The organism is Campylobacter sp. P255 (assembly GCF_003627915.1).
Classification (GTDB): Bacteria; Campylobacterota; Campylobacteria; order Campylobacterales; family Campylobacteraceae; genus Campylobacter_D.
The window spans coordinates 62,288-87,213 of record NZ_NREN01000003.1 but is presented as its reverse complement, the minus strand read 5'-3'; the positions used below and the strand labels follow the sequence as shown (position 1 = coordinate 87,213).

Sequence of the window (24,926 nt, the reverse complement as noted above, 5' to 3'; positions counted from 1 at the left end):
TTTTTTACCTTTATTCTTTGATTTTTAAAATTCCCATCATTCCAAGATCTTCGTGTTCTAAAATGTGGCAGTGAAACATTCTAATGCCGGTGAAATTTTGGCTCATTCTTAGTCTTAGTTCTTCACCAGGTCTTACATTGATCGTATCTTGCAATGCTCTGAATTTTGCTTTTGTTATTTTACCTTTAAATTGAGAAGAAATGAGTTCAAATTGTGTTCCATGTATATGAAAAGGATGATCCATGTGAGAAGAGTTTTTTACCACCCATTCTTCTACCTCGTTTAATTTTGAAGTCAAATCCGTTCTATTCATATCAAATGTTTTACCATTGATCAAAAACATAGAGGCAAGACTTTGTTTGATTTCTTCTTCGCTTTTGTTGCTAATGCCATGCATTTGCATATGGTCTTCACTCATGATTACTTCTTTAAAGCTTGTAGCTTCTTTTAAAGGTGGAAATTCGCGTAGTTTTTCAGGTATGTTTTCTAAAGTTTTTTCCACTTTAAGATCAGCTAGTGTGAGTGTGTAAGGTTTTTCTTCGACAAGCATTTTGTCGCGGTTATAGTAGGTGCTTTCAAGTTTAAAATCACCCTTGCTTGCTTGGATTAGCACTTCTACTCTTGAAGCAGGACTTAAAAACAACTCATCTAATTCAATACCTTTTTCTATAAGTCCCCCATCAGTTCCCACTAAAATAAATTTAGCACCTTGAATGCGTAAATTTAAATACCTTGCCGCACATAGATTGTATATGCGAATTCTTTGCGCATCATCGATGGTGATTTTTGGTTTTAATTGCCCATTGATTAAGACTAAATTTCCTTCTCTACCATTAAGCCAGTCAAATAAATTATTATCAGGAATTTGTGCGTTTTTATCCAAGCGTAGGTCGCTAATCACCCAGTCTTGCTCTTGTAAATGCGACAATGCATCTTTTCTAGCTTTTACCACGAAAACTCCTGCTAAGCCTTTATAAACTTGCTTTGCTGTGGTGTAGTGTGGATGAGGATGGTACCAGTATGTTCCTGCTGAATTTTCTCCAAGTTTGAAACGGTAAATCTTTTCTCGACCAGGCATGATGGGATCATGTGGGTTGCCATCTTGTTCAGGTGGTATATCAAGTCCATGCCAGTGAATGGTTGTTGGCTCTTTTAGATTGTTTTTTACTAAAATTTCAACTGTATCACCCTCATAAACTTCGATTTTAGGTCCTGGTATGGAGCCATTATAGGTAAAACATTGGGTTTTTTTACCTTTGACAAGTTCTATTTGGCTTTCTTTGATTTCTATGCTAGATCTAAAGAAATTTTTCTTTGTGCTTGTGTTTTTTAAAAGTTTTAATTTTGCCAATGCTTCTTCGCTAGGAAAGTCTTTTGCATCGAGTAGTTGAATGTTTGGATCTTCTAGCTTGATAAAAGAAGTATCGACCTTGTGAGTTTTTTTTGCTGTATGATGTGAATGCATATCATGATGAGAGTGATCACCCATTGCATAGGCACTGCTAATACTTGCTAAACCTAAAGCATTCCATTTTAAAAATAATCTTCTATTCATTAAATTTTGCCTTAAATAATTTTTGGGTTTAGATTTTGATTATAGCTATTGTTTGATTAATGATTGTAAATTGTAAAAACTAGATATAATTTTATATAAAATTGATGTGTAAATTTAATTATATTAAGGAAAAACAATGTTAATCCAAAATCATCTAGATAAAAATTTTCAAACTCCTGCTTATATTTTAGAAGAAGACAAACTTAGAAAAAATTGTGAACTTTTGGCTAAAGTGAGTGAAGAAAGTGGCGCAAAAGTTTTACTTGCTCTCAAAGGATTTGCGTTTTCAGGTGCTATGGATATAGTGGGCGAGTACTTATCAGGCTGTACTTGTAGCGGGCTTTGGGAGGCTAAATTTGCTAAAGAATACATGGATAAAGAAATTCATACTTTCTCTCCTGCTTTTAAAGATGATGAAATAGATGAAATCATCAATCTTTCACACCATATTGTATTTAATTCTTTTAATCAGTTTAAAAAATTTAAAGATAAAGCAAGTAAAAAGTCTCTTGGTTTGCGTTGTAATCCAGAGCTTTCAGTGGCTCCAAAAGAACTTTATAATCCTTGTGGTAGATTTTCAAGGTTAGGAATTCGCGCAGTTGATTTTGAAAATGAAGACTTAAGTGCTTTAAGTGGGCTTCATTTTCATGCTTTGTGTGAAGAAAGTGCGCATTCTTTAGAGCTTGTGTTAAATGCTTTTGAAGCTAAATTTTCACAATTTATTAAAAATATGAAATGGATTAACTTTGGCGGGGGACATCACATCACAAAAGCGGGTTATGATGTGCAAAAGCTGATTGATCTTTGTAAAAAATTTAGCGATAAATACGGAGTGCAAGTGTATCTTGAGCCAGGTGAAGCTATAGGTTGGCAGTGTGGGACTTTAGTTGCAAGTGTTGTTGATATCGTGGAAAATGAGAAAAAAATAGCTATTTTAGATACTTCAAGTGAAGCTCATATGCCAGATACTATCATCATGCCTTATACTAGTGAAGTTTTAAATGCTAGAATTTTATCAAGTCGCGATGGGGAAAAATATAGCGAGTTAAAAGAAAATGAATTTGCTTATTTGCTTGGTGGCAATACTTGCTTAGCAGGAGATATCATGGGCGAATACGCTTTTGATCAAGAGTTAAAAATAGGGCAAAAAATTGTATTTTTGGATCAAATTCATTATTCTATAGTGAAAAATACTACATTTAATGGAGTAAGACTTCCAAATTTAATGCTTTTGGATAAAAATGAAAAATTATCCATGGTGAGAGAATTTGGCTATGAGAATTATTCAAAAAGAAACTAAAAAATGAGTTTTTTTGTAGTTTTTTAGAAATTTATGTTTTTTAAATAAAACTTTTTTTAAAATAAAAACGGAAACTGAAATTTAACAAAACTACAACGATAATGTTTGTAATATTTAGGAGTATTTATGCATAGAGTTATACTAGCTCTTTTGGCCTGTTTTAGCTTTCTATTTGCTCAAGAAAATTTTGAAGTTAAAAACACTCAAATTTGGGATGTGCAAAGAGTGATGAATATAGAAAGTTATCAAAATTTTGGTGCTTTGTGGACTAAGCTACAAGGTGAATACATCGCAAGTGCTGTTTTGATCATACTCATTGCTGTGATCTCGGCTTTTGCATTGCATTATATGGTAATTGGTCCTAAGAAATTCTCTCATGATGGTAAGAAAATTTATGCTTTTTCGGTCTTTGAAAGATTGTTTCACTTTGTAGCAGCGATCTCTTGGATCATTCTTGTGCCAACGGGTCTTATTATGATTTTTGGATCGTACTTTGGCGGAGGATTTTTTGTAAGATTATGTAAAAATTTACATGGTATCGCAACGATTTTATTTATCATTTCTATCATTCCTATGTTTTTATGCTGGATCAAAAGAATGCTTCCTGCAAGTTATGATTTAAAATGGATGATGATAGTTGGAGGGTATTTAAGCAAAGAGAAAAAACCTGTACCTGCGGGTAAATTTAACTTTGGTCAAAAGTCATGGTATTATATCGCTGTATTTGGTGGCTTTTTGATGATCACTACGGGTGCTTTTATGTTTTTCCTTGATTTTAATTCTACTTCGTTGCAGTCTATTTTTGGAATTTCTCATATAGATATTTTAAGAGCTTCTGCTATTATTCATAATATTTTGGGAATTTTATGTGCAGTGTTTTTTGCTATTCATATTTATATGGCTGTATTTGCGATCAAAGGAAGTATTCACTCGATGATTAGTGGATATAAAGAAGAAGAAGAAGTTTATATTTTGCATTCTTATTGGTATAAAGAGTTAAGCGATAAAAAACAAATCAATCCTTCTTTTACTTATGATTCTAAAACAAAAATTTAAAATCTCTTGATTTTTTTAAATTTTCCTTGTTATAATCAGATAAAAATAACAAGGAAAATTATATGATACAAGATATCGATCTTTCTCGTAAGTATTTTTACGAATTTTTCTCCAAAGCTTTTAATTTTATCGATGAAGAAGAATTTGAAATTTGGCATAAGCAAGTTTTAGCCTTAGCCCAAAGTCCTTTAGATGAAAGTTTAAAGCCTGATTTTGAAAAGTTGTGTGCATGTGATTTTGCAAGCTTTAAAGAAGAGCAAAACAGCGTGTTTTTTGATTTTTCTTATGTAAATGTACCTATTAGTGCTTCCTTTTATGATGAGGGTAGAGATGATGGTAAAATGAAGCTTCAAGCCTGTGAGATCATTAGAAAAACAAAATTTAGAAAAAAAGAAGAATGCAGACAAAGCGAAGATGAATTTGGATTTTTATTTGCTTTTATGGCAAGTATTATTGAACATGACTTAAAAGTTGCACAACAATTGTTTCGTTTTGTGATCAATCCTGTGGTAGATGAATTTATAGAAAAACTACAAATTCATAAAAATTCAAATTTTTATATTGCTATTGCCAATATTATGAAAGTATTTTTTGTGAGTGAAAGGGCTTACTTAGAAGTACAAGCACCTGTAAAAAAAGAAGGTAAAAGTATCGCAGATGAAGCACTACAAAGACTTCCTTATGAACCAAGACTTCCGACTAAATTTAGCAAAACTAATATCGAGGAATTAAGCAAGCTATAATTTTAATATGTATTTTGTTACCAAAATACATATTATCAAAATCATCTTTTTATGAAAACGGAAATTAAATAAAATCTTAAGTGAAAATATGCAAAAGTTATGATGTTTAAGTGTGTAAATACTTTAAAAATAAGTATTTATAGTTATTCTTTACTTTTATTTCAAAGGAGAGAACATGGAAGCTAACCAAAGAAGAGATTTTCTTAAAAAATCTTTGAAAATTGGTGCTTTAGGGGTAGTTGCCGGAGCGAGCGTAAATGCTTTAGCTAAGGATGATTACCAAGAGCAAAATACAGTAGTTTTGGGAAAAAGCACTAAAAAAGAAGTGCTTTATAAAAAAACTATGCATTGGGAAAAATACTACAAAATAGCTTATTAATAAGAAAGGAAGAAGATGGCATTAGCAAGAAGAAATTTTCTTAAGCTTGCTGGTATTGCTGGTCTTGGAAGTGCAGCTTTTGGTAGTGATAACAAAGCTATTAGAAATGCGAGCGAACAAGAAGTAGCAAATCCTTATCCAGATTCAAAGATTGTAAGAACAATCTGTAGTATCTGTAGTGCAGGCTGCGGGATTAAGGCTGAAGTTCAAGATGGGGTTTGGGTGCGTCAAGAAAACGCTATAGAACATCCTATTTCTCAAGGATCACACTGCTGTAAAGGGATAGATCAAATCGATCTTACTAAATCAAAACAGCGTATAAAATATCCTATGAAAAAAGAAAACGGCAAATGGGTGCGTTTAACTTGGGAGCAAGCGATCAACGAAATCGGTGATAAAATGCTTGAAATCCGTAAAGAAAATGGACCTGATAGCGTTATGTTCTTAGGTTCGGCAAAGTTTAACAATCAACAAGCTTATTATTTTAGAAAATTTGCAGCATTTTGGGGTACTAATAATATAGACCACGTTGCTAGAATTTGACACAGCGCAACAGTCGCCGGTGTGGCGAATACATGGGGTTATGGCGCTATGACAAATCATTTTGGTGATGTGACTAAACACTCAAAAATGATGATTATTTTTGGTGCAAATACCGCAGTGGCAAATCCTATCGGGTTTAAACACTTATTGCAAGCTAAAGATCGCAATAATGCTAAATTAGTAGTTGTAGATCCTGTATTTACAAAAACAGCAGTGCATGCTGATGAATACGTGAGAATTCGTCCAGGTACAGATATAGCTTTAGTTTATGGTATGCTTCATTTGATCTTTAAAAATGGTTGGGAAGATAAAGAATTAATCAAAACTAGAACTTATGGTGTTGAAGAAATTAAAGCAGAAGCTGCTAAGTGGACACCAGATGTGGTTGAAGATGTAACAGGTGTTCCAGCGGCTCAACTTGAAAAAATCACAAAAATGCTAGCTACAATCAAACCGGCTACATTATTTTGGGCTTTGGGTATTACTCAACACTCAGTAGGTAGTTCTAATACAAGAATTTTGGCTATTTTACAACTTGTTCTTGGTAATATAGGTAAGCCTGGTGCAGGTACTAACATCATTAGAGGGCATGATAATGTTCAAGGTGCTACTGATATGGGGTGTTTGGCAGATACTTTACCAGCTTATTATGGTTTAGGTGATGATGCGTGGAATCACTTTTCAAATTTTTGGAATGTAGATAGAGAATACTTAAATTCAAGATTTTATTCTAAAGAATGGATGCATGAAAAAGGTTTCTCACTTGCAAAATGGTGGCAAGGTGTTTTACACGAAGAAAAAACCTACTCAAATTCTCCAATCCGTGTGCTTTGGGTACAAGGAACAGGTATCACCTCTATGGCGCATACCGTAAAAATTCAAGAAGCGCTTAAAAAGCTTGATATGATCGTAATCGCTGAACCTTTTGTTAATGAGGTTGCGGTTTTAGCAGATCGTCCAGATGGTATTTATATCATTCCTGCTTCAACTCAGTTTGAAACAGAAGGTTATGTAACAGCAACTAACCGTGCTATGCAGTGGCGTTCTCAAGTAGTAAAACCAATCTATGAAAGCAAAGAAGATCAAGAGATCATGTTTGCATTTGCAAAGAAATTTGGCTTCTATAAAGAATACACTCGTGGTATGAAAATGGAATTAAAAGATCATAAGCTTGTACAAACAAGAGATGATAATGATGATAATTTTGTATGGCCTGATGATGCTACAAGAGAGATGAGTAATGGTCTTTTGAGTATAGGTTTAAGAGGTATTTCTGCTGAACGTTTAAGAAAACATCAGCAAAATTGGGAGCATTTTGATCCTGATACGCAAAGAGGTCTTGGCGGTGATGTTAAAGGTGAATACTATGGTTTACCTTGGCCTTGTTGGGATAAACAACACCCAGGAACTTCTATCATGTGGAATACTGACATTCCTTACGAGGAAGGTGGGATGGGCTTTAGAAATCGTTTTGGTTTGGAGCATGATGGGCATTCTCAGCTTGCAGATGATAGCTTTACACCAAAAGGTTGTAAGGTAAAAGGTGGATATCCACAAATTACTAAAGAAAATATCGAAAAAGTATTCAATATCAAATTAAGTGATAGTGAAAAAGAATTAATGGGTGCTAGCTGGAGTACAGACATTTCAGGTATCATCTTAGAAAAATGTAGAGAAAAAAGTGCTTGTTGTTTAGGTAATGCAAGAGCTAGAATGAAGGTTTGGGAATTTGCCGATCCAATCCCACTACATAGAGAACCTTTACATTCACCACGCTGGGATTTGGTTAAAAAATATCCTACTTGGGGTGATCAAGCGAAAAACTTTAGGGTTGAAAGTAAATTTATTAGCGAACAACAAAAGAAAGACTGGAGCAAAGAATTCCCAACCATTATCTCAAGTATGCGTTTAGTGAATTTAAGTGGTGCGGGTATGCTTGAAAGAACAAGCAAATATCTTGCAGCAATTACTCCTGAAATGTTTGCAAATGTACACCCAGAACTTGCTTTAAAATACGGCATAAATGATGGAGATATGATGTGGATCCATTCACCACAAGGCACTAAGATCAAAGTTAAATGTGTGCATAATCACTCTGTAACACCGGATAGAATTTGCTTGCCTTATAACTTTGCAGGTATTATGCAAGGTGTGGATTTAAGTTATAACTATCCAGAAGGTACTAAACCTTATACCATAGGTGAAAGTTCTAATACAGTTACAAACTATGGTTTTGATATTAACACGCAAATTTCTGAATTTAACGCAGGACTTTGCAGACTTGAGAAAGCGTAAGGGGTAAGTCATGGCTAGAATGAAATTTTATGTAGATAATAATCGTTGTATTTCTTGCTTTGCTTGCCAAGTAGCTTGCTCAAGTGCGCATGAGGTACCAGTGGGGATCAACAGAAGAAAGGTTATCACTTTAAATGAGGGTATAGAAGGCAAAGAGTTTTCAACAACTCTTGCTTGTCAGCACTGTACTGATGCACCATGTGAACAAGTTTGTCCTGTTAAATGCTTTTATATTAGAGCTGATGGTATTGTTTTACATGATAAAAAAACCTGCATAGGTTGTGGGTATTGTCTTTATGCTTGTCCTTTTGGTGCGCCACAGTTCCCAAGAGATGGTGCATTTGGTATTAAAGGAGAGATGGATAAATGTACGATGTGTGCAGGTGGTCCAGAGCCTACAAACTCTCATGAAGAAAGAGAACTCTATGGACAAAACCGTATAGCAGAAGGTAAAGTACCTATGTGTGCTGCGGTTTGTTCTACCAATGCACTTTTAGTTGGTGATGCAGCTGAAGTAAGTGCAATGTATAGAAAAAGAGTAATGCTTAAAGGACAAAATTTAGGACTTGATGCAAAATAATAAAAAGGGTGTATAATCACCCTTTTTTACTACTTCTTATTCAAGGTTAATTCATGGAAGAACTCACTTTGCAAATTCAAAAAAATCTTGATAACAATAAACTTTCTTGCAAAAAAGCATTAGAGCTTTTAAAGTGCTATCCTAAAGAAGATTTTCAAAATACGATTAAAGATTTAAATGTAAAAATTTCAGATTGTGAGCTAGGGCAGTTTGGAAAGCTTGATAAAAATATCGCTAAGAGTGAAATTTTAGAATGCTTAGAAGCAAAACTAGACCAAAAACGCAAAATATCTTGCAAAGATGCTTTAGAGTGTGCTAGAAATTTCAATATAGCTGATGTTAGAGCCACACTAAAAACATATAAAATTGATGTAAAATACTGCGAACTTGGGTGTTTTGAAGAAAAAAAAGGAAAAAAATTTCATATCAAAAGTAAAATATGGATAGAAAATCCAGATGGAGAATTGCTCTTTGGTAAAGGCAAAACAGATATTTTGGAGCTAGTGGGAGAGTGTGGGAGTATTTCTCAAGCAGCTAAACAATTAGGGATTAACTATAAAAAAGCATGGCTTTATATACAGGATTTAGAAAAAAATATGAAAGAGGAATTACTCATTGCAAAAAAAGGAAGAGGAAGTGAGGCTGGTAGTAGACTTACTCCAAGGGCATATGAGTTGATCCAAAATTTTAAGATTTTACAACAAGATGTAGAAGAATATACCAATAAAAGATTTAAAGAGCTATTTTTTAAGAAAAATCAAGAAAAAGACAAAACTTAATTTGAATGCAAGTTATAAAAATATATTATTAGTAAAAAAGGTAAAAAAATGAAAATTGATTGTAGAGATTTAGCGTGCCCACGCCCTGTAATAGAAACAAAAAAAGCCTTAGAAGAGCTAAAAGAAAATGAAAATTTAGAAATTCTTTTAAATTCCCAAGCTTCTAAAGAAAATGTAATGAGATTTTTAAAATCTTTAAATTTGGATTTTGATGTTAAAGATTTAAATGATGAGAGTATTATTTGCGTTGCGAATGGTTTTGAGCCAACACAAGGACAAGATGAGAGTATTCAAGAATATAATGTTTTATTTTTAAAAAGTGATAAAGTAGGCGAGGGAGAGTTGGGTAAAAATTTAATGCAAGGCTTTTTAAAAACGCTAAAAGATTTACCCAATAGACCTCAAAAAATTTTATGTGTAAATGAAAGTGTTTTGATTAATGTAGATAGTTCGCATTTGGCATTTGAAGCGATGAGAGAACTTGAGAATTTAGGGGTTGAAATTTATAGCTGTGGAGCATGTTTAGAATTTTTTGGTAAAAGCAATGCACTAAAAATAGGGAAAATAGGTAATGCCTATGAAATTTTAAATGAACTTTTTGGAAAGGCAAAGATTATATCTTTATGATATATAAAAATCAAAAACTAACACAATATGTAAAAGCTGCAGGTTGAGCTGCTAAAATAGACTCGTTGGGTCTTGACAAAATTCTTAGCATACTAAAACCGCATGAAAATGTTTTAAGTGGTATCGTTAATAACGAAGATGCAAGTATTTATAAACTAAATGATGAGCTTGCATTAGTTCAAACACTTGATTTTATCACGCCTGTGGTAGATAGTGCATATCATTTTGGCGCAATTGCTGCTGCAAATGCTTTAAGCGATGTATTTGCCATGGGTGCAGAAGTGATTAATGCTTTAAATATTGTAGGTTTTGATACTTGTCATTTTAGCAATGATGTATTGTTGGAAGTGTTAGAAGGTGCAAGAGCTAAGGTTGAAGAAGCTGGTGCGGTATTAGTAGGTGGACACACCATAGAAAATCATGAATTCATTTTTGGCTTAAGTGTAACAGGAGTAGTGCATCCGAAAAAATTTATAGCCAATAATGGTGCAAAAGATGGCGATGTGATCTTGTTAACTAAGCCTTTGGGCAGTGGTATCATTAGCACTGCTATAAAGGCTGGTTTATTGGAAGATGAGAAGATTTTAAAAGCAGTAGAGCATATGAGTTTTTTAAATGTATATGCAAGTCGTATTTTAAAAGAATTTAAAAGCCTTAGTGCTTTGAGCGATGTGACAGGTTTTGGGCTTTTAGGGCATTTAAAAGAAATGCTTAATAAAACCATTATGATAAAAATATACAAAAGCGAAATTCCACTTATGGAAGGAGTTTTGCCAATGGCAAATATGGGTATTATCCCAGAAGGTGCTTATAAAAACAAAGAGAGTTTAAAAACCTGGGTAGATAATTCACAAGAAAAAGATGAGGATATCGTTTACTTTGATCCTCAAACTTCAGGAGGACTTTTGGCTGCTATGAGTGAAAAAGACGCCAATGAAGCTTTAAAAATCTTGAAAGACCACGGTATAACAGCAAAAATTATCGCACAGTGTGTAAAAAATACCCATAATTATTTATTATTACGCTAATATTTTATTTTAAAAATCATTTTTTTGTTTATAATTGTTACTTTTTTACACTTATAATTAAATTATTTATAAATAAGCGAAAGATTTTTTGAGTATTTTTGTATCATAGAATTATGTTAACTAACAAATGGAGGAAAGAATGGTACAAAAATCTTTGCAATTAGCTGAAGAATTACAAAGAAAGATAGAAAGTAATATCTCTCAAAGTGAAAAAGAATTTCACGCAAAAATGCAAAAACTTTTAAATAACCCTAAAAACAAAGTAATGTTGATCGAACTTTTAGATCGTTCTTTTAGATGTAAAGACAAAAGTGCTAGTTTTGAGCTGATAGAACACACTTTAAATAAATATGGTATAGCAGATTTTTTCAGTGCTTTTGAAAAATTTTTACTTTTTTCATTTTTAAATTTTGGAAAATTTGCCCCAACACTTAGTGTGCCATTTTTCATCAAGCATTTAAGAGAAGATACTAAAGCGATGGTTTTAGATGCAAATCCTAGCGTTTTAGAACCTCATATGCGTAAAAGAAAAGATGAAGATAAAATTACTTTAAATGTTAATTTAATCGGCGAAGAAGTTTTAGGTGAAGCCGAAAGTGCTTTTAGAATGAAAAAATACGAAGAAGCTTTAAAAACTAGTTATATTACCTATATATCTATTAAGATTACTACTATTTTTTCTCAAATCAATATCATTGACTTTGAATACTCTAAAGATGAGATTGTAAAAAGATTAGACAAATTATACGCATTAGCTTTAGAAGAAGAAAAAAAGCAAGGTGTATCTAAATTTATCAACCTTGATATGGAAGAATTTAGAGATTTAGAGCTAACAGTAGAAGCTTTCATGGAAAGTGTTTCAAAATACGATATTAAAGCTGGGATTGTTTTGCAAGCTTATTTGCCTGATTCTTATGAGTATTTGAAAAAACTTTTTGCTTTTTCAAAAGAGAGGGTTTTAAAGGGTATGAAGCCTATAAAAATCCGCTTTGTAAAAGGAGCAAATATGGAAAGTGAAGAAACCATAGCTTCGCAAAGAGGTTGGGCACTTCCTACTTTTTATAAAAAAATCGACACTGATAGTAACTATAAAAAAATGCTTGATTTTGTACTAGATGGCGATAATTATAAATACATTAATATAGGTATAGCAAGTCACAATTTATTTGAAATAGCTTATGCTTATACTCGAATTTCACAAGCTGGAGCTTTATCATCGTTTACTTTTGAAATGCTAGAAGGTATGAGCTTACAATGCTCTTATGAGCTTTCTAAAATGCATGATCTTATACTTTATGCGCCAGTTTGTGATGAAGCGCATTTTAATAATGCTATTGCATATTTGGTAAGAAGACTTGATGAAAATACTAGTGAAGATAACTTCATGCGATATTTTTTCAATCTTAAGATTAATGATACAAATTGGCACAAACAAAAAGAATTATTTATCAAGTCTTTAGAGGGTGTTGCTAGTTTAGATAATTCTACTCATAGAACTCAAGATAGAAACAACGAGGTTAAGGCTATAAGTTCTTATGAGAGCAAAGAATTTAAAAATGAAGCTGACACTGATTTTATCTTAAAAGCTAATAGAGAATGGGCTAAAGCAATACGCACTCGATATGAAAATTTAGAAAATTATGATGTTTATCCAGTTGCTAAAGATGAAATTAAAAATGAAACACTACAAGTGATAGAAGTAAAAGATAAAATCAATAATCGCACCATAGGTAAAGCACATCTTGCAGGCCAAGCAGAGATTAAATACGCTTTAGATGTAGCTAAGAGTTCAAATTTTAGCGAATTAAGTCACGATGAAATTTATAAAATTCTAGCAAAAACTGCCCAACTTGTTAGAGACCGTAGGGGTGATTTGATAGGCATAGCAGCTTTAGAAGTAGGAAAAACTTTCTTAGAAATTGATCCTGAGGTTAGTGAGGCTATAGACTTTTTAGAGTTTTATCCACACTCTTTGGAAAAACTAAAAGAGCAAAACCCTAATACAACTTTTAAAGCAAAAGGCATAGGTGTGGTGATTGCGCCATGGAATTTTCCGGTGGGTATTTCAGTAGGAACTATAGCAGCGCCTTTGGCTGCAGGAAATAGAGTGATTTATAAGCCATCATCTTTATCAATGCTAACAGGTTATATGCTTTGTAAGTGTTTTTGGGATGCAGGAATTCCAAAAGATGCTTTGATTTTCTTGCCTGCTAAAGGAAGTGATATATCAAAATACTTGCTTATTGATCAAAGCGTGAAATTTTCAGTATTAACCGGTGGAGAAGAAACCGCTTATGCAATGCTTAAAGCAAATCCAACTTTACTTTTAAGCGCTGAAACAGGTGGTAAAAATGCAACTATTGTTTCTAAATTTGCTGATCGTGATAGTGCGATTAAAAACATCATTCATTCAGCATTTTCAAATTCGGGTCAAAAATGTTCTGCAACTTCACTGCTTGTTTTAGAAGAAGAAGTTTATAATGATGAAGAGTTTAAAAAGACTTTAGTCGATGCTGCTAGCTCTATGGCAGTAGGGAATCCTTTTGTATTTAAAAATAAACTCGGTGCTTTAGTAGATAAACCAGATGTGAAACTACAAAAAGCGTTAGATGAGTTAGCTCCATATGAAAGTTGGGCTTTAAAACCTAAATTTATAGATGATAATCCTTATCTTTTAACTCCGGGGATTAAATATGGAACCAAAAAAGGTGATTTCACACATATGAATGAACTTTTTGCGCCAATTTTAACTGTAATGAAAGCAAAAGATTTAAAAGAAGCTATTGAGATAGTTAATTCAACTGGTTATGGCCTTACGGCGGGATTTGAGAGTTTAGATGAGAGAGAATGGGAGTATTTTCACACTCATATAGAAGCGGGAAATATTTATATTAACAAACCAACAACAGGCGCTATAGTTCTTAGACAACCTTTTGGTGGTATAAAAAAATCAGCTATTGGTTTTGGTAGAAAGGTTGGAATTTACAACTATATTACGCAGTTTATGGATATAGAGCAAAGTCAAGCTGATCAAAATGTGTTAGAGAATGAGTTGGTTTCAAAGATAAACGCATTAAGTCTTGATTTAAATGAAAAAGACAAAGCAGATTTTGAAATCATCAAAGCTATGGCTAAAAGTTATGTTTATCATGCAAAACATGAATTTGCAAGCGTAAAAGACTATGTGAATATAAGAGGAGAGGATAATCTTTTCTCATATACAAAAGTAAAAAATATTGCCTATAGGGTGCATAAAGATGACAGTTTAAAAGATATGCTAGGGGTGATTTTAGCAGCAAGTGTGTTAAATATTGATCTTATTTTTAGTTATGATGAACATGAAAAAATAGATCTTGTGCAAAAGGTTAATCAAAAAATCAGCTCAAAAACTTTATTTCTTAAAGAAAGTAGAGAAAATTTCATTAGTAAAATGGCTAATTATGAAAGAATTCGTTATTTTGGACCTCAAGATGTAAATGATGCAATTTTCATAAAAGCTGCTAGTTGTGCAAAAATCATCGCTAATGCTAAACCTTTGATGAATGGTCGTTTTGAGTTGCTTTTATATCACAATGAAAAAGCTCTAAGTATATCTTTCCACCGCTATGGAAATTTAGGCATTCGTGCTTTAAAATAAAAAGGAGAAAAAATGGAGGTTGTACACATTAATACGCAAATTGCGATTATGTTTGTCGCGTATTCAGCATTAATGCTTTTTATTGGATTTTATTTTTATAAGCAAAATAAAAATTCAGAAGATTATTTCTTAGGTGGTCGTTCCATGGGGCCGGTAGTTTCAGCACTGAGTGCTGGAGCTTCTGATATGAGTGGTTGGCTTTTAATGGGTTTGCCAGGGGCTTTATATGTAAGTGGATTGGCAGATAGTTATGTGGCAATAGGACTTAGCATAGGGGCTTTTTTAAATTGGGCTTTTGTGGCAAAAAGACTTAGAATTTATACAAGTGTGATTGCAAATTCTATTACAATTCCTGATTATTTTGAAACAAGATTTGATGATGATAAACATATATTAAGGGTGGTTTGTGCGATTGTTATTTTGGTGTTTTTTACCTTTTATGTTTCTTCAGGACTTGTAGGAGGAGCAAAGCTTTTTGAAGCAACCTTTGGAATTCAGTATGATTACGCACTTACTACAGGAACTGTGATTATAGTAGCATATACATTTTTAGGTGGATATAAAGCAGTTTGCTGGACGGATTTGATTCAAGGTTTGTTGATGATGGGTGCTTTGATTGTGGTGCCTATTGTGATGGTTTATCATTTAGGTGGTATTGAAGAAGCTATGAATATAGTAAGACAAATCAAACCAAACACCTTTTCTATGGGTGAGGGGTTAAGCTTTTTAGGAATTATATCAGCACTTTCATGGGGGCTTGGATATTTTGGTCAACCTCATATTTTAGTACGCTTTATGTCGATAAGATCAACTAAAGATATTCCGACTGCAACTTTTGTGGGAATTTCTTGGATGGTTATTTCTTTGCTTGGGGCTTGTTTTATAGGTATTTTAGGCATAGCTTATGTAAGTAAGTTTGAACTTAGTTTGCAAGACCCTGAAAAGATTTTCATAGTGATGTCACAATTGCTTTTTAATCCTTGGATAGCAGGTATTTTACTTAGTGCTATTTTAGCAGCTATTATGAGTACAGCAAGTTCGCAATTACTTGTTTCAAGTTCAACCATAGCAGAGGATTTTTATAAAAGAATTTTCAATAAAGAAGCATCAAATAAAACTGTAATGAATCTAGGTAGATTTGGGGTTTTGGCTGTTGCTGTGATAGCTTTTATCATCTCTACAGATAAAAATTCAAGTGTATTGAGTATAGTAGCTTATGCTTGGGCGGGTTTTGGTGCAAGCTTTGGTTCTGTTATGGTCTTTTCTTTGTTTTGGTCAAGAATGACTAGATATGCTGCGATTGCAGGTATGATTACCGGTGCAGTTGTGGTAGTGGTATATAAAAATTTCTTAGCAGAGTGGCTTGATTTTCCTATTTATGAAATTATCCCAGGATTTTTAGCTGCTTCTATTGTGATTATCTTAGTGAGTTTATTCACAAAGGTACGCCCAGGAACTAAAGCAGCTTATGAAACAATGTTAAAACATCTTTAATGGTATTCTCGCATTTTGCGAGAATACTTTATGAAAAAAGATTAATCAAATAAGTATTTAAAGGTATCGCAACGATGTCAATTAAAACCGCACCACATAATGGAACAATCAAAAAAGCTTGTCTAGAAACTAGATTGTATCTAGAGCAAACAGCATTCATATTTGCTACCGCATTTGGTGTAGCACCTAAACCATGCCCCATCAATCCTGCACACATAATTGCACTGTCGTAATTTTTCCCGCATAATCTAAAAACTACAAAAACCGCAAAAAGCAATAAAGCTAAAACCTGTACAAGTAAAGTGATAAAAAGAGGCATAGCAACGGTACTAAGTTCGTTTATTTTTAAACTCATCATAGCCATAGTTAAAAAGATACCAAGGCTAAGTTCACTTATAGTGTCTATGGTGTATTGATTTAGCTTGAAAAGATTAAAAACATCATTGATATTTCTGGTGATAATTGCAATAAGCATAGCACCAACATAACTTGGTAAAGAATAGCCGCTATATTGTGTAAATTTTGAGCTTAAGAAAAACCCAACGCACATAATACATAAGATCAAAAATAATGATTTTAAAAAATCTTTATAACTAGCAATACGAATTTCATGTTTTAAAGGATCAACATCTTTGATATCTTGATTGGTTGTGATGGTTAGTTGGTGTTTACTGATGAGGTATTTTGCCACAGGGCCTCCAAGTAAGGAGCCAGAAATCAAGCCAAAAGTAGCTGCTGCTATTGCTAAAACCTTGGCATTATTAAGATCGCTTATTTCTTCAACCATACCTCCAAAAGCTATGGCATTTCCATGACCTCCTTCTAAAGAAACAGCACCGCATAAAATTCCATATAATTTGTTTAAATCAAACAAACTCATCATAGAAATACCAATAAAATTTTGCATTAAAGCCATAAACCAACAACACCCAAGATAGATCAAGAGAATTTTTCCACCTACTTTTAAAAGCTTAAAACTACCGCTTAGTCCTATCACGGTAAAAAAAGCTACCATTAATGGTATTTGTAAACTTGTATCAAATTTAACTTCTATGTTGGCAAAACTCAAAAACCAAATAAGCAAACTTACTAAAAAGCCACCTATAACCGGTGCAGGAATGCAAAATTTTTCTAAAATTAAAAGATGTTTTTTTAGATACATTCCAAACAATAAAACCCCAATGCTAATAGCCAATACACTTAAACTATCAAAACTCATACAACATCCTTTCTTAGTAGTAAATATGCCAAATACGCAGCAACTTTTGCTGTGTGGTTGTCTATATCAAAGTGAGGGTTAAATTCACAAATATCTGCTAGAAAAACTTTTTTACTTTCAAAAATTACTTTCAGTGGTTGTAAAATTTCTTTTAAACTTATACCAAAAACAGCAGGAGCACTTACTGCAGGTGCTATACTTTGTGAAAATACATCCATGTCTATTGTGAGATAAATCACTTCATTTTGTTTTAAGAACTCTTTTATAGCTTTTATAGAATTTTCAAATTCATGATCTAGTATATAATCTGCTTGCATATTTTTCATGGTTTGAAAAAGTGCTTTTGTATTGGATAGCTGACTTGCACCCAAACAAAGATAGGAAAAATGATAATTATTTTCTTTTGCATATTCATAGGCTTTATAAAAAGAATTTCCTGAAGTGTGTAAATTTTGTTTTCTTACATCAAAATGTGCATCAAAGTTGATAACTCCTACTTGCTTTTTATAATCTAAAAGTGCTTTTATAGGCGCTAAAGAAGTTTCATGTCCACCGCCTAAAATCACGCCATAATGTTGGTTGTGTAAAATTTCTAAACACTTATTATAAAGCATATCATCGCCTAGTTCAAGACAGTCAAAACCTTCAATATCCCCCAAATCATCAAAGTTAAAATCATCATGAACGGCAAAATTTGTCATATTTTTTCTTATGATTTTTGGAGCTAATTCACTTCCAATCCTGCCATGATTTCTTTCTACACCTAACGAGGAGCAAAAACCTAGCAATTTGTTGTTAGATTGAGAGTTTAAACACTTAAATAATCTTTGGTGTATTAACTCATTGCCATCATCTCTACCTTTCCACATATATCCTCCTTTCTTGCTTGTTTATTTTAATATAGGACTAATTTTTAAATATATTTGTTTTTTAAAAAACTTGTATGTATTTTTGTGTATTTTGGTAGCATTGATTTTTTTATTAAATATTCTTTTGGTAACAATAAATGTTTGGTAGGCCTTTAAAATCAGCTTTTGTTTTACATAGAGTCAAAAAAAGTTTTAAGTTTGCTTTTAAGATAAGGAATTACCATATATATAATTTACAACCAAAAGGAGAATCATGCAAAAAAATAATCAAAGAACTTATGATTTATTTTTAATCATCACATCTATTTTGGCCGTATTTTTAGTGATCGCTATATTGCTTGCAAATCCTAGTAAAGCTTTAGAAGTAGCAAATTTTCTTTTTAGTAAACTAACTCATACTTTTGGATCTTTTGTACAGCTTTTTGAGTTTATTTGTGTGGTATTTGTAATTTACTTGGCTTTTTCTAAAATAGGTAATATCAAATTAGGCGATGGAGAAAATCCTTACTCCAATACAGCTTGGATTTTTATGTTTATTTGTGCAGGTCTTGGTTCTGCTACTATGTATTGGGCATTTATGGAGTGGGCGTATTATTATCTAGCACCTGGTTTAAACATTACACCACAATCAGCAGAAGCTTTAAGAAGTGCAACCTCTTTTGTTTATTTGCATTGGGGGATTACTCCTTGGTCTGTGTATGCTTTAAGTTCTATAGCAATGTGTTTTCATTTTTATATTTTAAAAAATAAAAATCTTAAAATTTCAAGCTTGATAGCAAATATTTTACATATTAAGCAAAGCGCAGTACTTGATAAAATCATTGATGTTGTGTTTTTATTTAGCACTTTTGGTGGGCTTGTGCTTACTACTACTTTGTCTATTATAACTATTAGTGCGGGAATTTCTGGAATTTTTGGTGTTAGTGATGATTTTTATTTAAAATTTATACTTCTTGCTAGTATTACGGCTGTGTTTACTTTTTCAAGTTTTGTAGGGCTTTCACGGGGTATGGCAATACTTGCTAAAATTTCTTGTGTATTGTGTTTTGTATTTGCGATATTGGTATTTATTTTAGGCGATAGTGTCTTTATATTGAATAATATCATAAATAGTATAGGAGTGTTTTTTAGTAATTATGTTTCTATGAGTTTATATAATGATATCACAGGTGCAAGTAGTTTTAATGCAGATTGGACAGTTTTTTACTGGCTTTATTGGATCACCTATACTCCTGCTGTGAGTATTTTCGTAACTAAAATTTCTAAAGGAAGAACCATTCGCCAAGTAATTTTTGGATTAATTGTAGGTGGATGCATTGGAACTTGGTTTTTCTTTGGAGTTTTAAGTTCTTATGCAATAGATGTTTTTCAAAGTGGAATTTTAGATGTTCCTGGTTTTATTAGCTCTAATGCAGGTGAAGCAGGGGTGGTGGCGTTGATTAAAACACTGCCTTTTGGAAGTATTTTTGCTCTTTTTTATTTTTTGATTATGATGATTTTTTTAGCCTCGCATATGGATGCAACTGCTTTTACGATTTCTTGTGTAAGCACTAAAATCAATAGTGAAAATCCTAGTAAATATCTAAAAGTTTTTTGGTGTATTATGCTTGGGTTGATTCCTTTGGTAATGCTTTACATCAAGGCAGATTTAAATACTTTAAAAGTAGCAGTGGTTTTAAGCGCTGCGCCGTTTTTGATTATACTAGCGATTAGTTTTTATGGACTTATTCAATGGATAAAAAGGATAAAAAATGAAAATTGTAAAAGTTGAACCTATATGGTTGAGAGTAAAACCTTTTAATGAGCCTTGTGAATGGGGTGAAGATGCATTTATTTTAAAAATTCATACTGATAATAATCTTTATGGAATTGGGGAGAGTGATAGTGCTGCTGCAGTGTTAAAAATGATGTTTGAGCAGCCTAGTACGCATGGATCTTGTAGAAATTTAAGCGAAATTTTATTAGGGCAAGATCCAAGAAATATCAAGAAGATTATGGATGATTTACTTGAAGGAAGTGCATATTATGGATATAGTGGAGCGCTAATTTGTGCATTAAGTGCCATTAATATCGCATTGTATGACTTACTAGGAAAGATTTATGGTGTTAGTGTGGCTGTTTTGCTTGGTGGAAAAAGAAAAGATTACTTAAATGCTTATGCTACTTTTATTCCAAGCCAAGATTTAAAAGCAAATGCAGTTAAGGCTAAGCATCTAAAAAGTGAAGGATTTAAGCTACTGAAATTTGGTGGTGCTGGTTTTGGAAGTAATGCGCTAAGTGATAAAGAGATTATACAAGGTATAAGAGAAGCAGTTGGAGATGAGGTTAAGCTTAGTATTGATTTGGTTGGGCTTTGGAAAAATTTTTCTTATGCAAGAGAAAGATTTTTGGATATTAAAGAGTATAATCTAGAGTGGATAGAAGAACCTGTGGGTATGAATAATGTTTGTGATTATGCAAGACTTAGCGAGCATTTACCTTGTAAAATTACAGGCGGAGAAGGTTTTTACACGCAAAATGAATTTGAAAATTTTATAAAAAAATCAAAAGTTTCTATAGTCCAGCCAGATATTACAAGGTGCGGGGGATTTGATACTATGGTTGAGGTTGAAAAATTATCTTTAAAATATGGTTGTGATTTAGTTCCGCATGGTTTTTCTACGGGAATTTTACTTGCTGCTACAGTGCAATTTTTAGCAAGTAGCAAGCATTGCGATTTGATTGAATGCTCCCAATCTACAAGTGCACTTTACACGCATTTGGTGAAAAATTTAATTCCTTGTAAAGATGGAATTATAGCAATTGAAGATGTTGTGGGTATAGGAGTAGAGCTAAATGAAGAGTTGATAAAACAATATCGCATTGATATTAAGATTTGAGTTTAACTCAAATCTTTTATGGTTTTTGAATTAAAAATTTTAAACTAGGGCCGTTTTGATCAATTTCTAAAACTTTAAAACCACGATTTGTTGCATCATGAGGTATAGAATTAATACTTTGTGGGCAATCACATAAGATTTCTAAAATCTCTCCTGATTTTAGCTCTTTTAATGCTTCAAGAGTTGCTATGGCAGGATATGGACATGCCTCACCTTCTAAATTTAAACTATAGTGAATGATCATTTTTTCCCTTTGTTATATTGTAAAAAGAAGAATTTTTTATATTGCAAAATGAGTAAAAATAAAATTGCAAACAAAGCGAGATTGATCAAAAGTCCATTAAAATAACCAAAATCATTTAAAAGATGAACTTTAATGCCTTCTGTAAGCGCTTTAGGAAAATGATCGTAATTTAAAGCAAGTATCATGGTTCCAATGATATTTGCGATACCAACTATCATAAAATGGCTTTGTCCCTCACATGCTCTATACATCCAACCGCATTCGCATCCACCTGCAAAAACTATCCCAAAGCCAAATAAAAAAGATCCCAACATCAGTGCAGGAGAAATTTCTACAACTTTACTAGTATGACCTTGTAGGATAAAAGCAAAAACAATCAAGCAAGCTACTATCATTGCGATTAAAGCTCCTTTGATGGCATTATCTCTTCCAAATAAAAATAAATCTCTAAAGCAAGAAGTAAAACAAATTTGTGCTCTTGAAATCACAAAACCAAAAACAAAGCCAAAAATAAGTGCTAAAGGAAGAAAGCTTTTTTTGTCATTTAGATGAATATCTTGTATAGGTGTCATGAAGATAACATAATATACAAACAAGATGAATATAAGCATTCCTATATAAAAATAAATCTTTGCGCGGTTATCATATGTTTTTTGTTTATGATATTCTTTGCATACGCGTTCTAGTTTGGCTTTTGGCTTAAAGAAAGATAAATTGCATACTTTAACCGCTGTAAAAATTCCTAAAATCATAAAAAAAGTAAAAACCCAAGTATGTAAAGAAAAATAAGGTAAACCCGTAAAAAAATTCGCCAAGTTGCAACCAAATGCAAGTCTTGCGCCAAAGCCAGATAAAATTCCACCCACTATAGCTTGAAAAATTCGAATTTTACTTGCTGGAAGACGCCATTTGAATTTGTTTGCTAAAAATGCAGCTACTAAACAGCCTATAAGCATGCCTATTAGCATAATGCCATCAATTCTTGTCAAGGGAGTTCCGTTTAAATTTTGCTTTTGATAGTAAGAATAAGTGCTTAAATCCATACCAAAAAGCTCTAAAAGTTCTCCACCCCAGCGTGTCATCTCTCCTGTAACAGCCCAAACACTACCAAAAATTCCAAAATAAACAGCGCTTATAATTCCAAGTATAATCATACCTTTAGAATTATCCCAAAAATTAATAAGAAAATATTGTTTGAAAGATTGCATAAGATATCCATTGTACTGTAATTGTCAAAACTTGACACTAAATAAAGTATGTATTATAGCTAAGAAATTTGATAAAAAAATAAAACCACCGTTGTAAGAGTGGAATGAGATTTTGAGCGTTTAGTTTTTGTTTTAATTAAAAATATTAAGATATAATACGCTTTTGGAAGGTTAGCATATCTGGTGATGGCCACTGACTTCAAATCAGATGAAAGGGTAGTTGACTACTTTTTGGGGAGTTCGATTCTCTCACCTTCTCGCCAAATTTTAAGTCAAAATGGAGTTGTTATGAGTAAAGCAGATATTGTCGTTGGAATCCAATGGGGTGATGAAGGTAAAGGTAAGATAGTTGATAAACTATGTGAAAATTATGACTATGTTTGCAGAAGTGCAGGTGGACATAATGCAGGTCACACTATATGGGTTGATGGTATAAGATATGCTTTACATTTAATGCCATCAGGTGTTTTAAATAAACAGTGTATTAATGTCATAGGGAATGGCGTTGTAGTTAATCCTGATGTGTTAATTAGCGAAATGGCCCAATTTGAAAATTTAGAAGGAAGATTATTTATAAGCGATAGGGCGCATTTGAATTTAAATCACCATGCTTTGATTGATCAAGCAAGAGAAAGACTTAAAGGCGATAAAGCTATAGGAACAACTGGCAAAGGTATAGGGCCAAGCTATGAAGATAAAATAAGTCGTAATGGACATAGAGTAGGGGAGTTGTTAGAGCCTGAAAAACTTTGCGAAAACTTAATGAAAGATTTTGAGCTTAAAAAAACATATTTTGATGCATTGGGTATTGCAATGCCTAGTTATGATGAAATTTTAAAAGATTTAAAACGTTTTAAAGAAATACTAGCTCCTTATATCACAGATACAACGAGAATGCTTTGGAAGGCTTTGGATGAGGATAAAAAAGTGCTTTTAGAAGGTGCACAAGGATCAATGCTTGATATTGATCATGGGACTTATCCTTATGTTACAAGTTCTACGACTATTTCAGCTGGGGCCTTAAGTGGTTTGGGTTTAAATCCAAAAGAAATAGGTAAGGTTATAGGTATAGTAAAAGCTTATACAACAAGAGTAGGAAATGGTGCTTTTCCAAGTGAAGATTTAGGTGAAGATGGTGAAAGAATAGGCTTAATCGGAAAAGAAATCGGTGTAAGCACAGGTAGAAAAAGAAGATGTGGTTGGTTTGATGCGGTTGCGGTAAAATACACTGCAAGATTAAATGGTTTAGATTCGTTATCGTTGATGAAACTAGATGTGCTAGATGGTTTTGATAGTGTAAAAATTTGTAGAGCATATGAGTATAAGGGGCAAGAGATAGATTATGTTCCATGTGATTTAGAAAATGTTAAGCCTATTTATGAGGTAATGGAAGGCTGGGATAAAGTTGCAGGAATTAGAGACTATGATTTATTGCCTGAAAATGCTAAAAAATACATCAAACGCTTAGAGGAGCTAAGTGGAGTAAAAGTGGGTTATATTTCTACAAGTCCTGAAAGAGATGATACTATCATTTTATGAAAAGCAAATACTCTTCTGTGATTAAGCTTAGAAAGCAACAGCTTGACAAAGCAGAAGCAAATTTAACTAAAACAAGACAGAAGCTTTTGCAATGTGAAGAAGAACTTAAAGAAGCTTCAAGAACTTGTGAGAGCTTAACTTTAGCCGATAAAGGTTCGGTGGCGCTTTTGCGATCTTCTTTGAAAATGCAAGAAATCGCAAGAGAAGGTAAGCAAAGAATAAAACAAAAATTAGATTTAACCAAAAAAGAATTTGCGCATCATCAGCATTTATATAAAAGAGCACATTTGGAATTTGAAAAAATCAAAGTATTAGAAAATGAAGAGTTAAAAAAGATCCAAAAAGCTTTACAAAAAGAAGAAGAAAAATTTATCGATGAACTTGCTATAACAAGACATTTTAATAAGGACAAATTATGAAAAAGATAATATATTTATTTGTTTTTATAGGGGTTTTGCATGCTCAACAAAGTTGTGAGCAGTATTTTGAAGCTAGAAAAGAGCAAATGCAAGAACAAATCAGAGAATACGATGAAGCTAGACAAGGTTTAGAAGCTTATAAGGCTTCTTTTGAAGCTTTGCAAAAAGAAAAAATGCAAGCTTTAGTGCAAAAAGAAGCAGATATTAATGCAAGTTTAGAACAAATAAAAACTTTAAAAGAACAAAATGAGCGTATTTTAGAAGCAACAAAGAAAAATCTTCAAGTGATTAATGATAAAACTATGGGTCGTATTACAGAAATTTACGCAAAAATGAAAGATGTAGCAGTTGCTGGGATATTAAGCGAGATGGAGCCAGATGAGGCATCAAGAATTTTACTTTCACTAGATCCTAGAAAAATTTCATCTATTATGGCTAAGATGGATCCTAAAAAAGCTTCAGATTTAACCTTGCTTTTGAAAAATTTAGATCAAAATGCAAGTTCACAATAAGTTTTAAGCAGTTTTTACCTT

21 protein-coding genes and 1 tRNA gene are annotated in these 24,926 nt (G+C 32.7%); 17 read left to right on the top strand and 5 right to left on the bottom strand.

Features of this window, described 5'->3' with window-relative positions:
* Positions 1–10 precede the first annotated feature (10 nt).
* Positions 11–1,555 carry a multicopper oxidase family protein gene (locus CKA54_RS02475; protein ID WP_120759703.1) on the bottom strand — a complete coding sequence of 515 codons (1,545 nt, stop codon included), beginning with the start codon at positions 1,553–1,555 and terminating at the stop codon, positions 11–13.
* 136 nt (positions 1,556–1,691) lie between these two features.
* Here CKA54_RS02475 and nspC point away from each other — a divergent pair, with 136 nt between their 5' ends.
* The 11 genes from nspC (at position 1,692) to putP (ending at position 16,016) form a co-directional block, all read left to right on the top strand.
* Complete coding sequence (gene nspC, locus CKA54_RS02470) at positions 1,692–2,855, top strand: carboxynorspermidine decarboxylase (protein ID WP_120759701.1); 1,164 nt, start codon at positions 1,692–1,694, stop codon at positions 2,853–2,855.
* Positions 2,856–2,981: 126 nt separating this feature from the next.
* A complete protein-coding gene (locus CKA54_RS02465) occupies positions 2,982–3,911 on the top strand; it encodes a formate dehydrogenase subunit gamma (RefSeq protein ID WP_120759699.1) in 930 nt (309 codons plus the stop codon).
* A 62-nt stretch (positions 3,912–3,973) separates the two neighbouring features.
* Positions 3,974–4,654, top strand: a complete 681-nt coding sequence (locus tag CKA54_RS02460; protein WP_120759697.1) for a molecular chaperone TorD family protein — start codon at positions 3,974–3,976, stop codon at positions 4,652–4,654.
* Positions 4,655–4,829: 175 nt separating this feature from the next.
* Positions 4,830–5,033, top strand: coding sequence for a twin-arginine translocation signal domain-containing protein (locus CKA54_RS02455; protein ID WP_012661099.1), 204 nt, complete (start codon positions 4,830–4,832; stop codon positions 5,031–5,033).
* A gap of 15 nt (positions 5,034–5,048) precedes the next feature.
* Positions 5,049–7,871, top strand: a complete 2,823-nt coding sequence (locus tag CKA54_RS02450; RefSeq protein WP_120759695.1) for a formate dehydrogenase subunit alpha — start codon at positions 5,049–5,051, stop codon at positions 7,869–7,871.
* Positions 7,872–7,881: 10 nt separating this feature from the next.
* Positions 7,882–8,451, top strand: coding sequence for a formate dehydrogenase FDH3 subunit beta (gene fdh3B / locus CKA54_RS02445; protein ID WP_012661101.1), 570 nt, complete (start codon positions 7,882–7,884; stop codon positions 8,449–8,451).
* Between the two features lie 53 nt (positions 8,452–8,504).
* A complete protein-coding gene (locus tag CKA54_RS02440; protein WP_120759693.1) occupies positions 8,505–9,230 on the top strand; it encodes a winged helix-turn-helix domain-containing protein in 726 nt (241 codons plus the stop codon).
* Positions 9,231–9,278: 48 nt separating this feature from the next.
* Positions 9,279–9,857 (top strand): sulfurtransferase-like selenium metabolism protein YedF, encoded by a 579-nt coding sequence (yedF, locus tag CKA54_RS02435; protein ID WP_120759691.1) that lies wholly within the window; start codon positions 9,279–9,281, stop codon positions 9,855–9,857.
* Positions 9,854–10,885 (top strand): selenide, water dikinase SelD, encoded by a 1,032-nt coding sequence (gene selD / locus CKA54_RS02430; RefSeq protein ID WP_120759689.1) that lies wholly within the window; start codon positions 9,854–9,856, stop codon positions 10,883–10,885. The genes yedF (CKA54_RS02435) and selD overlap by 4 nt, the downstream gene beginning before the upstream one ends.
* A 139-nt stretch (positions 10,886–11,024) precedes the next feature.
* Positions 11,025–14,522 carry a proline dehydrogenase family protein gene (locus CKA54_RS02425; RefSeq protein WP_120759687.1) on the top strand — a complete coding sequence of 1,166 codons (3,498 nt, stop codon included), beginning with the start codon at positions 11,025–11,027 and terminating at the stop codon, positions 14,520–14,522.
* Between the two features lie 12 nt (positions 14,523–14,534).
* The gene (gene putP, locus CKA54_RS02420; protein ID WP_120759685.1) at positions 14,535–16,016 is read left to right on the top strand and encodes a sodium/proline symporter PutP; all 1,482 of its coding nucleotides are present in this window, start codon (positions 14,535–14,537) and stop codon (positions 16,014–16,016) included.
* 28 nt (positions 16,017–16,044) lie between these two features.
* Here the strand turns inward: putP and gltS are convergent, their stop codons facing one another.
* Together gltS and CKA54_RS02410 are read right to left on the bottom strand one after the other, a co-directional pair.
* On the bottom strand, positions 16,045–17,235 hold the full coding sequence (gene gltS / locus CKA54_RS02415) for a sodium/glutamate symporter (RefSeq protein ID WP_120759683.1): 1,191 nt from the start codon (positions 17,233–17,235) through the stop codon (positions 16,045–16,047).
* Positions 17,232–18,104, bottom strand: a complete 873-nt coding sequence (locus CKA54_RS02410) for a formimidoylglutamase (RefSeq protein WP_120759681.1) — start codon at positions 18,102–18,104, stop codon at positions 17,232–17,234. Before CKA54_RS02410 ends, gltS begins: the two co-directional genes overlap by 4 nt.
* A gap of 253 nt (positions 18,105–18,357) precedes the next feature.
* On the opposite strand from CKA54_RS02410, the gene CKA54_RS02405 reads away from it, so the two are divergent.
* Together CKA54_RS02405 and CKA54_RS02400 are read left to right on the top strand one after the other, a co-directional pair.
* Positions 18,358–19,875, top strand: a complete 1,518-nt coding sequence (locus CKA54_RS02405; RefSeq protein WP_120759679.1) for a BCCT family transporter — start codon at positions 18,358–18,360, stop codon at positions 19,873–19,875.
* The gene (locus tag CKA54_RS02400) at positions 19,856–20,983 is read left to right on the top strand and encodes a mandelate racemase/muconate lactonizing enzyme family protein (RefSeq protein WP_120759678.1); all 1,128 of its coding nucleotides are present in this window, start codon (positions 19,856–19,858) and stop codon (positions 20,981–20,983) included. Before CKA54_RS02405 ends, CKA54_RS02400 begins: the two co-directional genes overlap by 20 nt.
* Positions 20,984–20,999: 16 nt before the next feature.
* Here CKA54_RS02400 and yedF (CKA54_RS02395) read toward each other — a convergent pair whose 3' ends face one another.
* Both yedF (CKA54_RS02395) and yedE read right to left on the bottom strand, forming a co-directional pair.
* A complete protein-coding gene (yedF, locus tag CKA54_RS02395; RefSeq protein ID WP_120759676.1) occupies positions 21,000–21,227 on the bottom strand; it encodes a sulfurtransferase-like selenium metabolism protein YedF in 228 nt (75 codons plus the stop codon).
* Positions 21,224–22,435 carry a selenium metabolism membrane protein YedE/FdhT gene (gene yedE / locus CKA54_RS02390; RefSeq protein ID WP_120759674.1) on the bottom strand — a complete coding sequence of 404 codons (1,212 nt, stop codon included), beginning with the start codon at positions 22,433–22,435 and terminating at the stop codon, positions 21,224–21,226. Before yedE ends, yedF (CKA54_RS02395) begins: the two co-directional genes overlap by 4 nt.
* Positions 22,436–22,600: 165 nt before the next feature.
* Between yedE and CKA54_RS02385 the strand changes: the two genes are divergently transcribed.
* The 4 genes from CKA54_RS02385 (at position 22,601) to CKA54_RS02370 (ending at position 24,905) form a co-directional block, all read left to right on the top strand.
* Positions 22,601–22,698, top strand: a tRNA-Sec gene (locus tag CKA54_RS02385).
* Between the two features lie 25 nt (positions 22,699–22,723).
* A complete protein-coding gene (locus CKA54_RS02380) occupies positions 22,724–23,974 on the top strand; it encodes an adenylosuccinate synthase (protein WP_120759672.1) in 1,251 nt (416 codons plus the stop codon).
* Positions 23,971–24,393 carry a flagellar FliJ family protein gene (locus CKA54_RS02375; protein WP_120759670.1) on the top strand — a complete coding sequence of 141 codons (423 nt, stop codon included), beginning with the start codon at positions 23,971–23,973 and terminating at the stop codon, positions 24,391–24,393. Before CKA54_RS02380 ends, CKA54_RS02375 begins: the two co-directional genes overlap by 4 nt.
* Positions 24,390–24,905, top strand: coding sequence for a MotE family protein (locus CKA54_RS02370; protein WP_120759668.1), 516 nt, complete (start codon positions 24,390–24,392; stop codon positions 24,903–24,905). Before CKA54_RS02375 ends, CKA54_RS02370 begins: the two co-directional genes overlap by 4 nt.
* Positions 24,906–24,926: the final 21 nt, after the last annotated feature.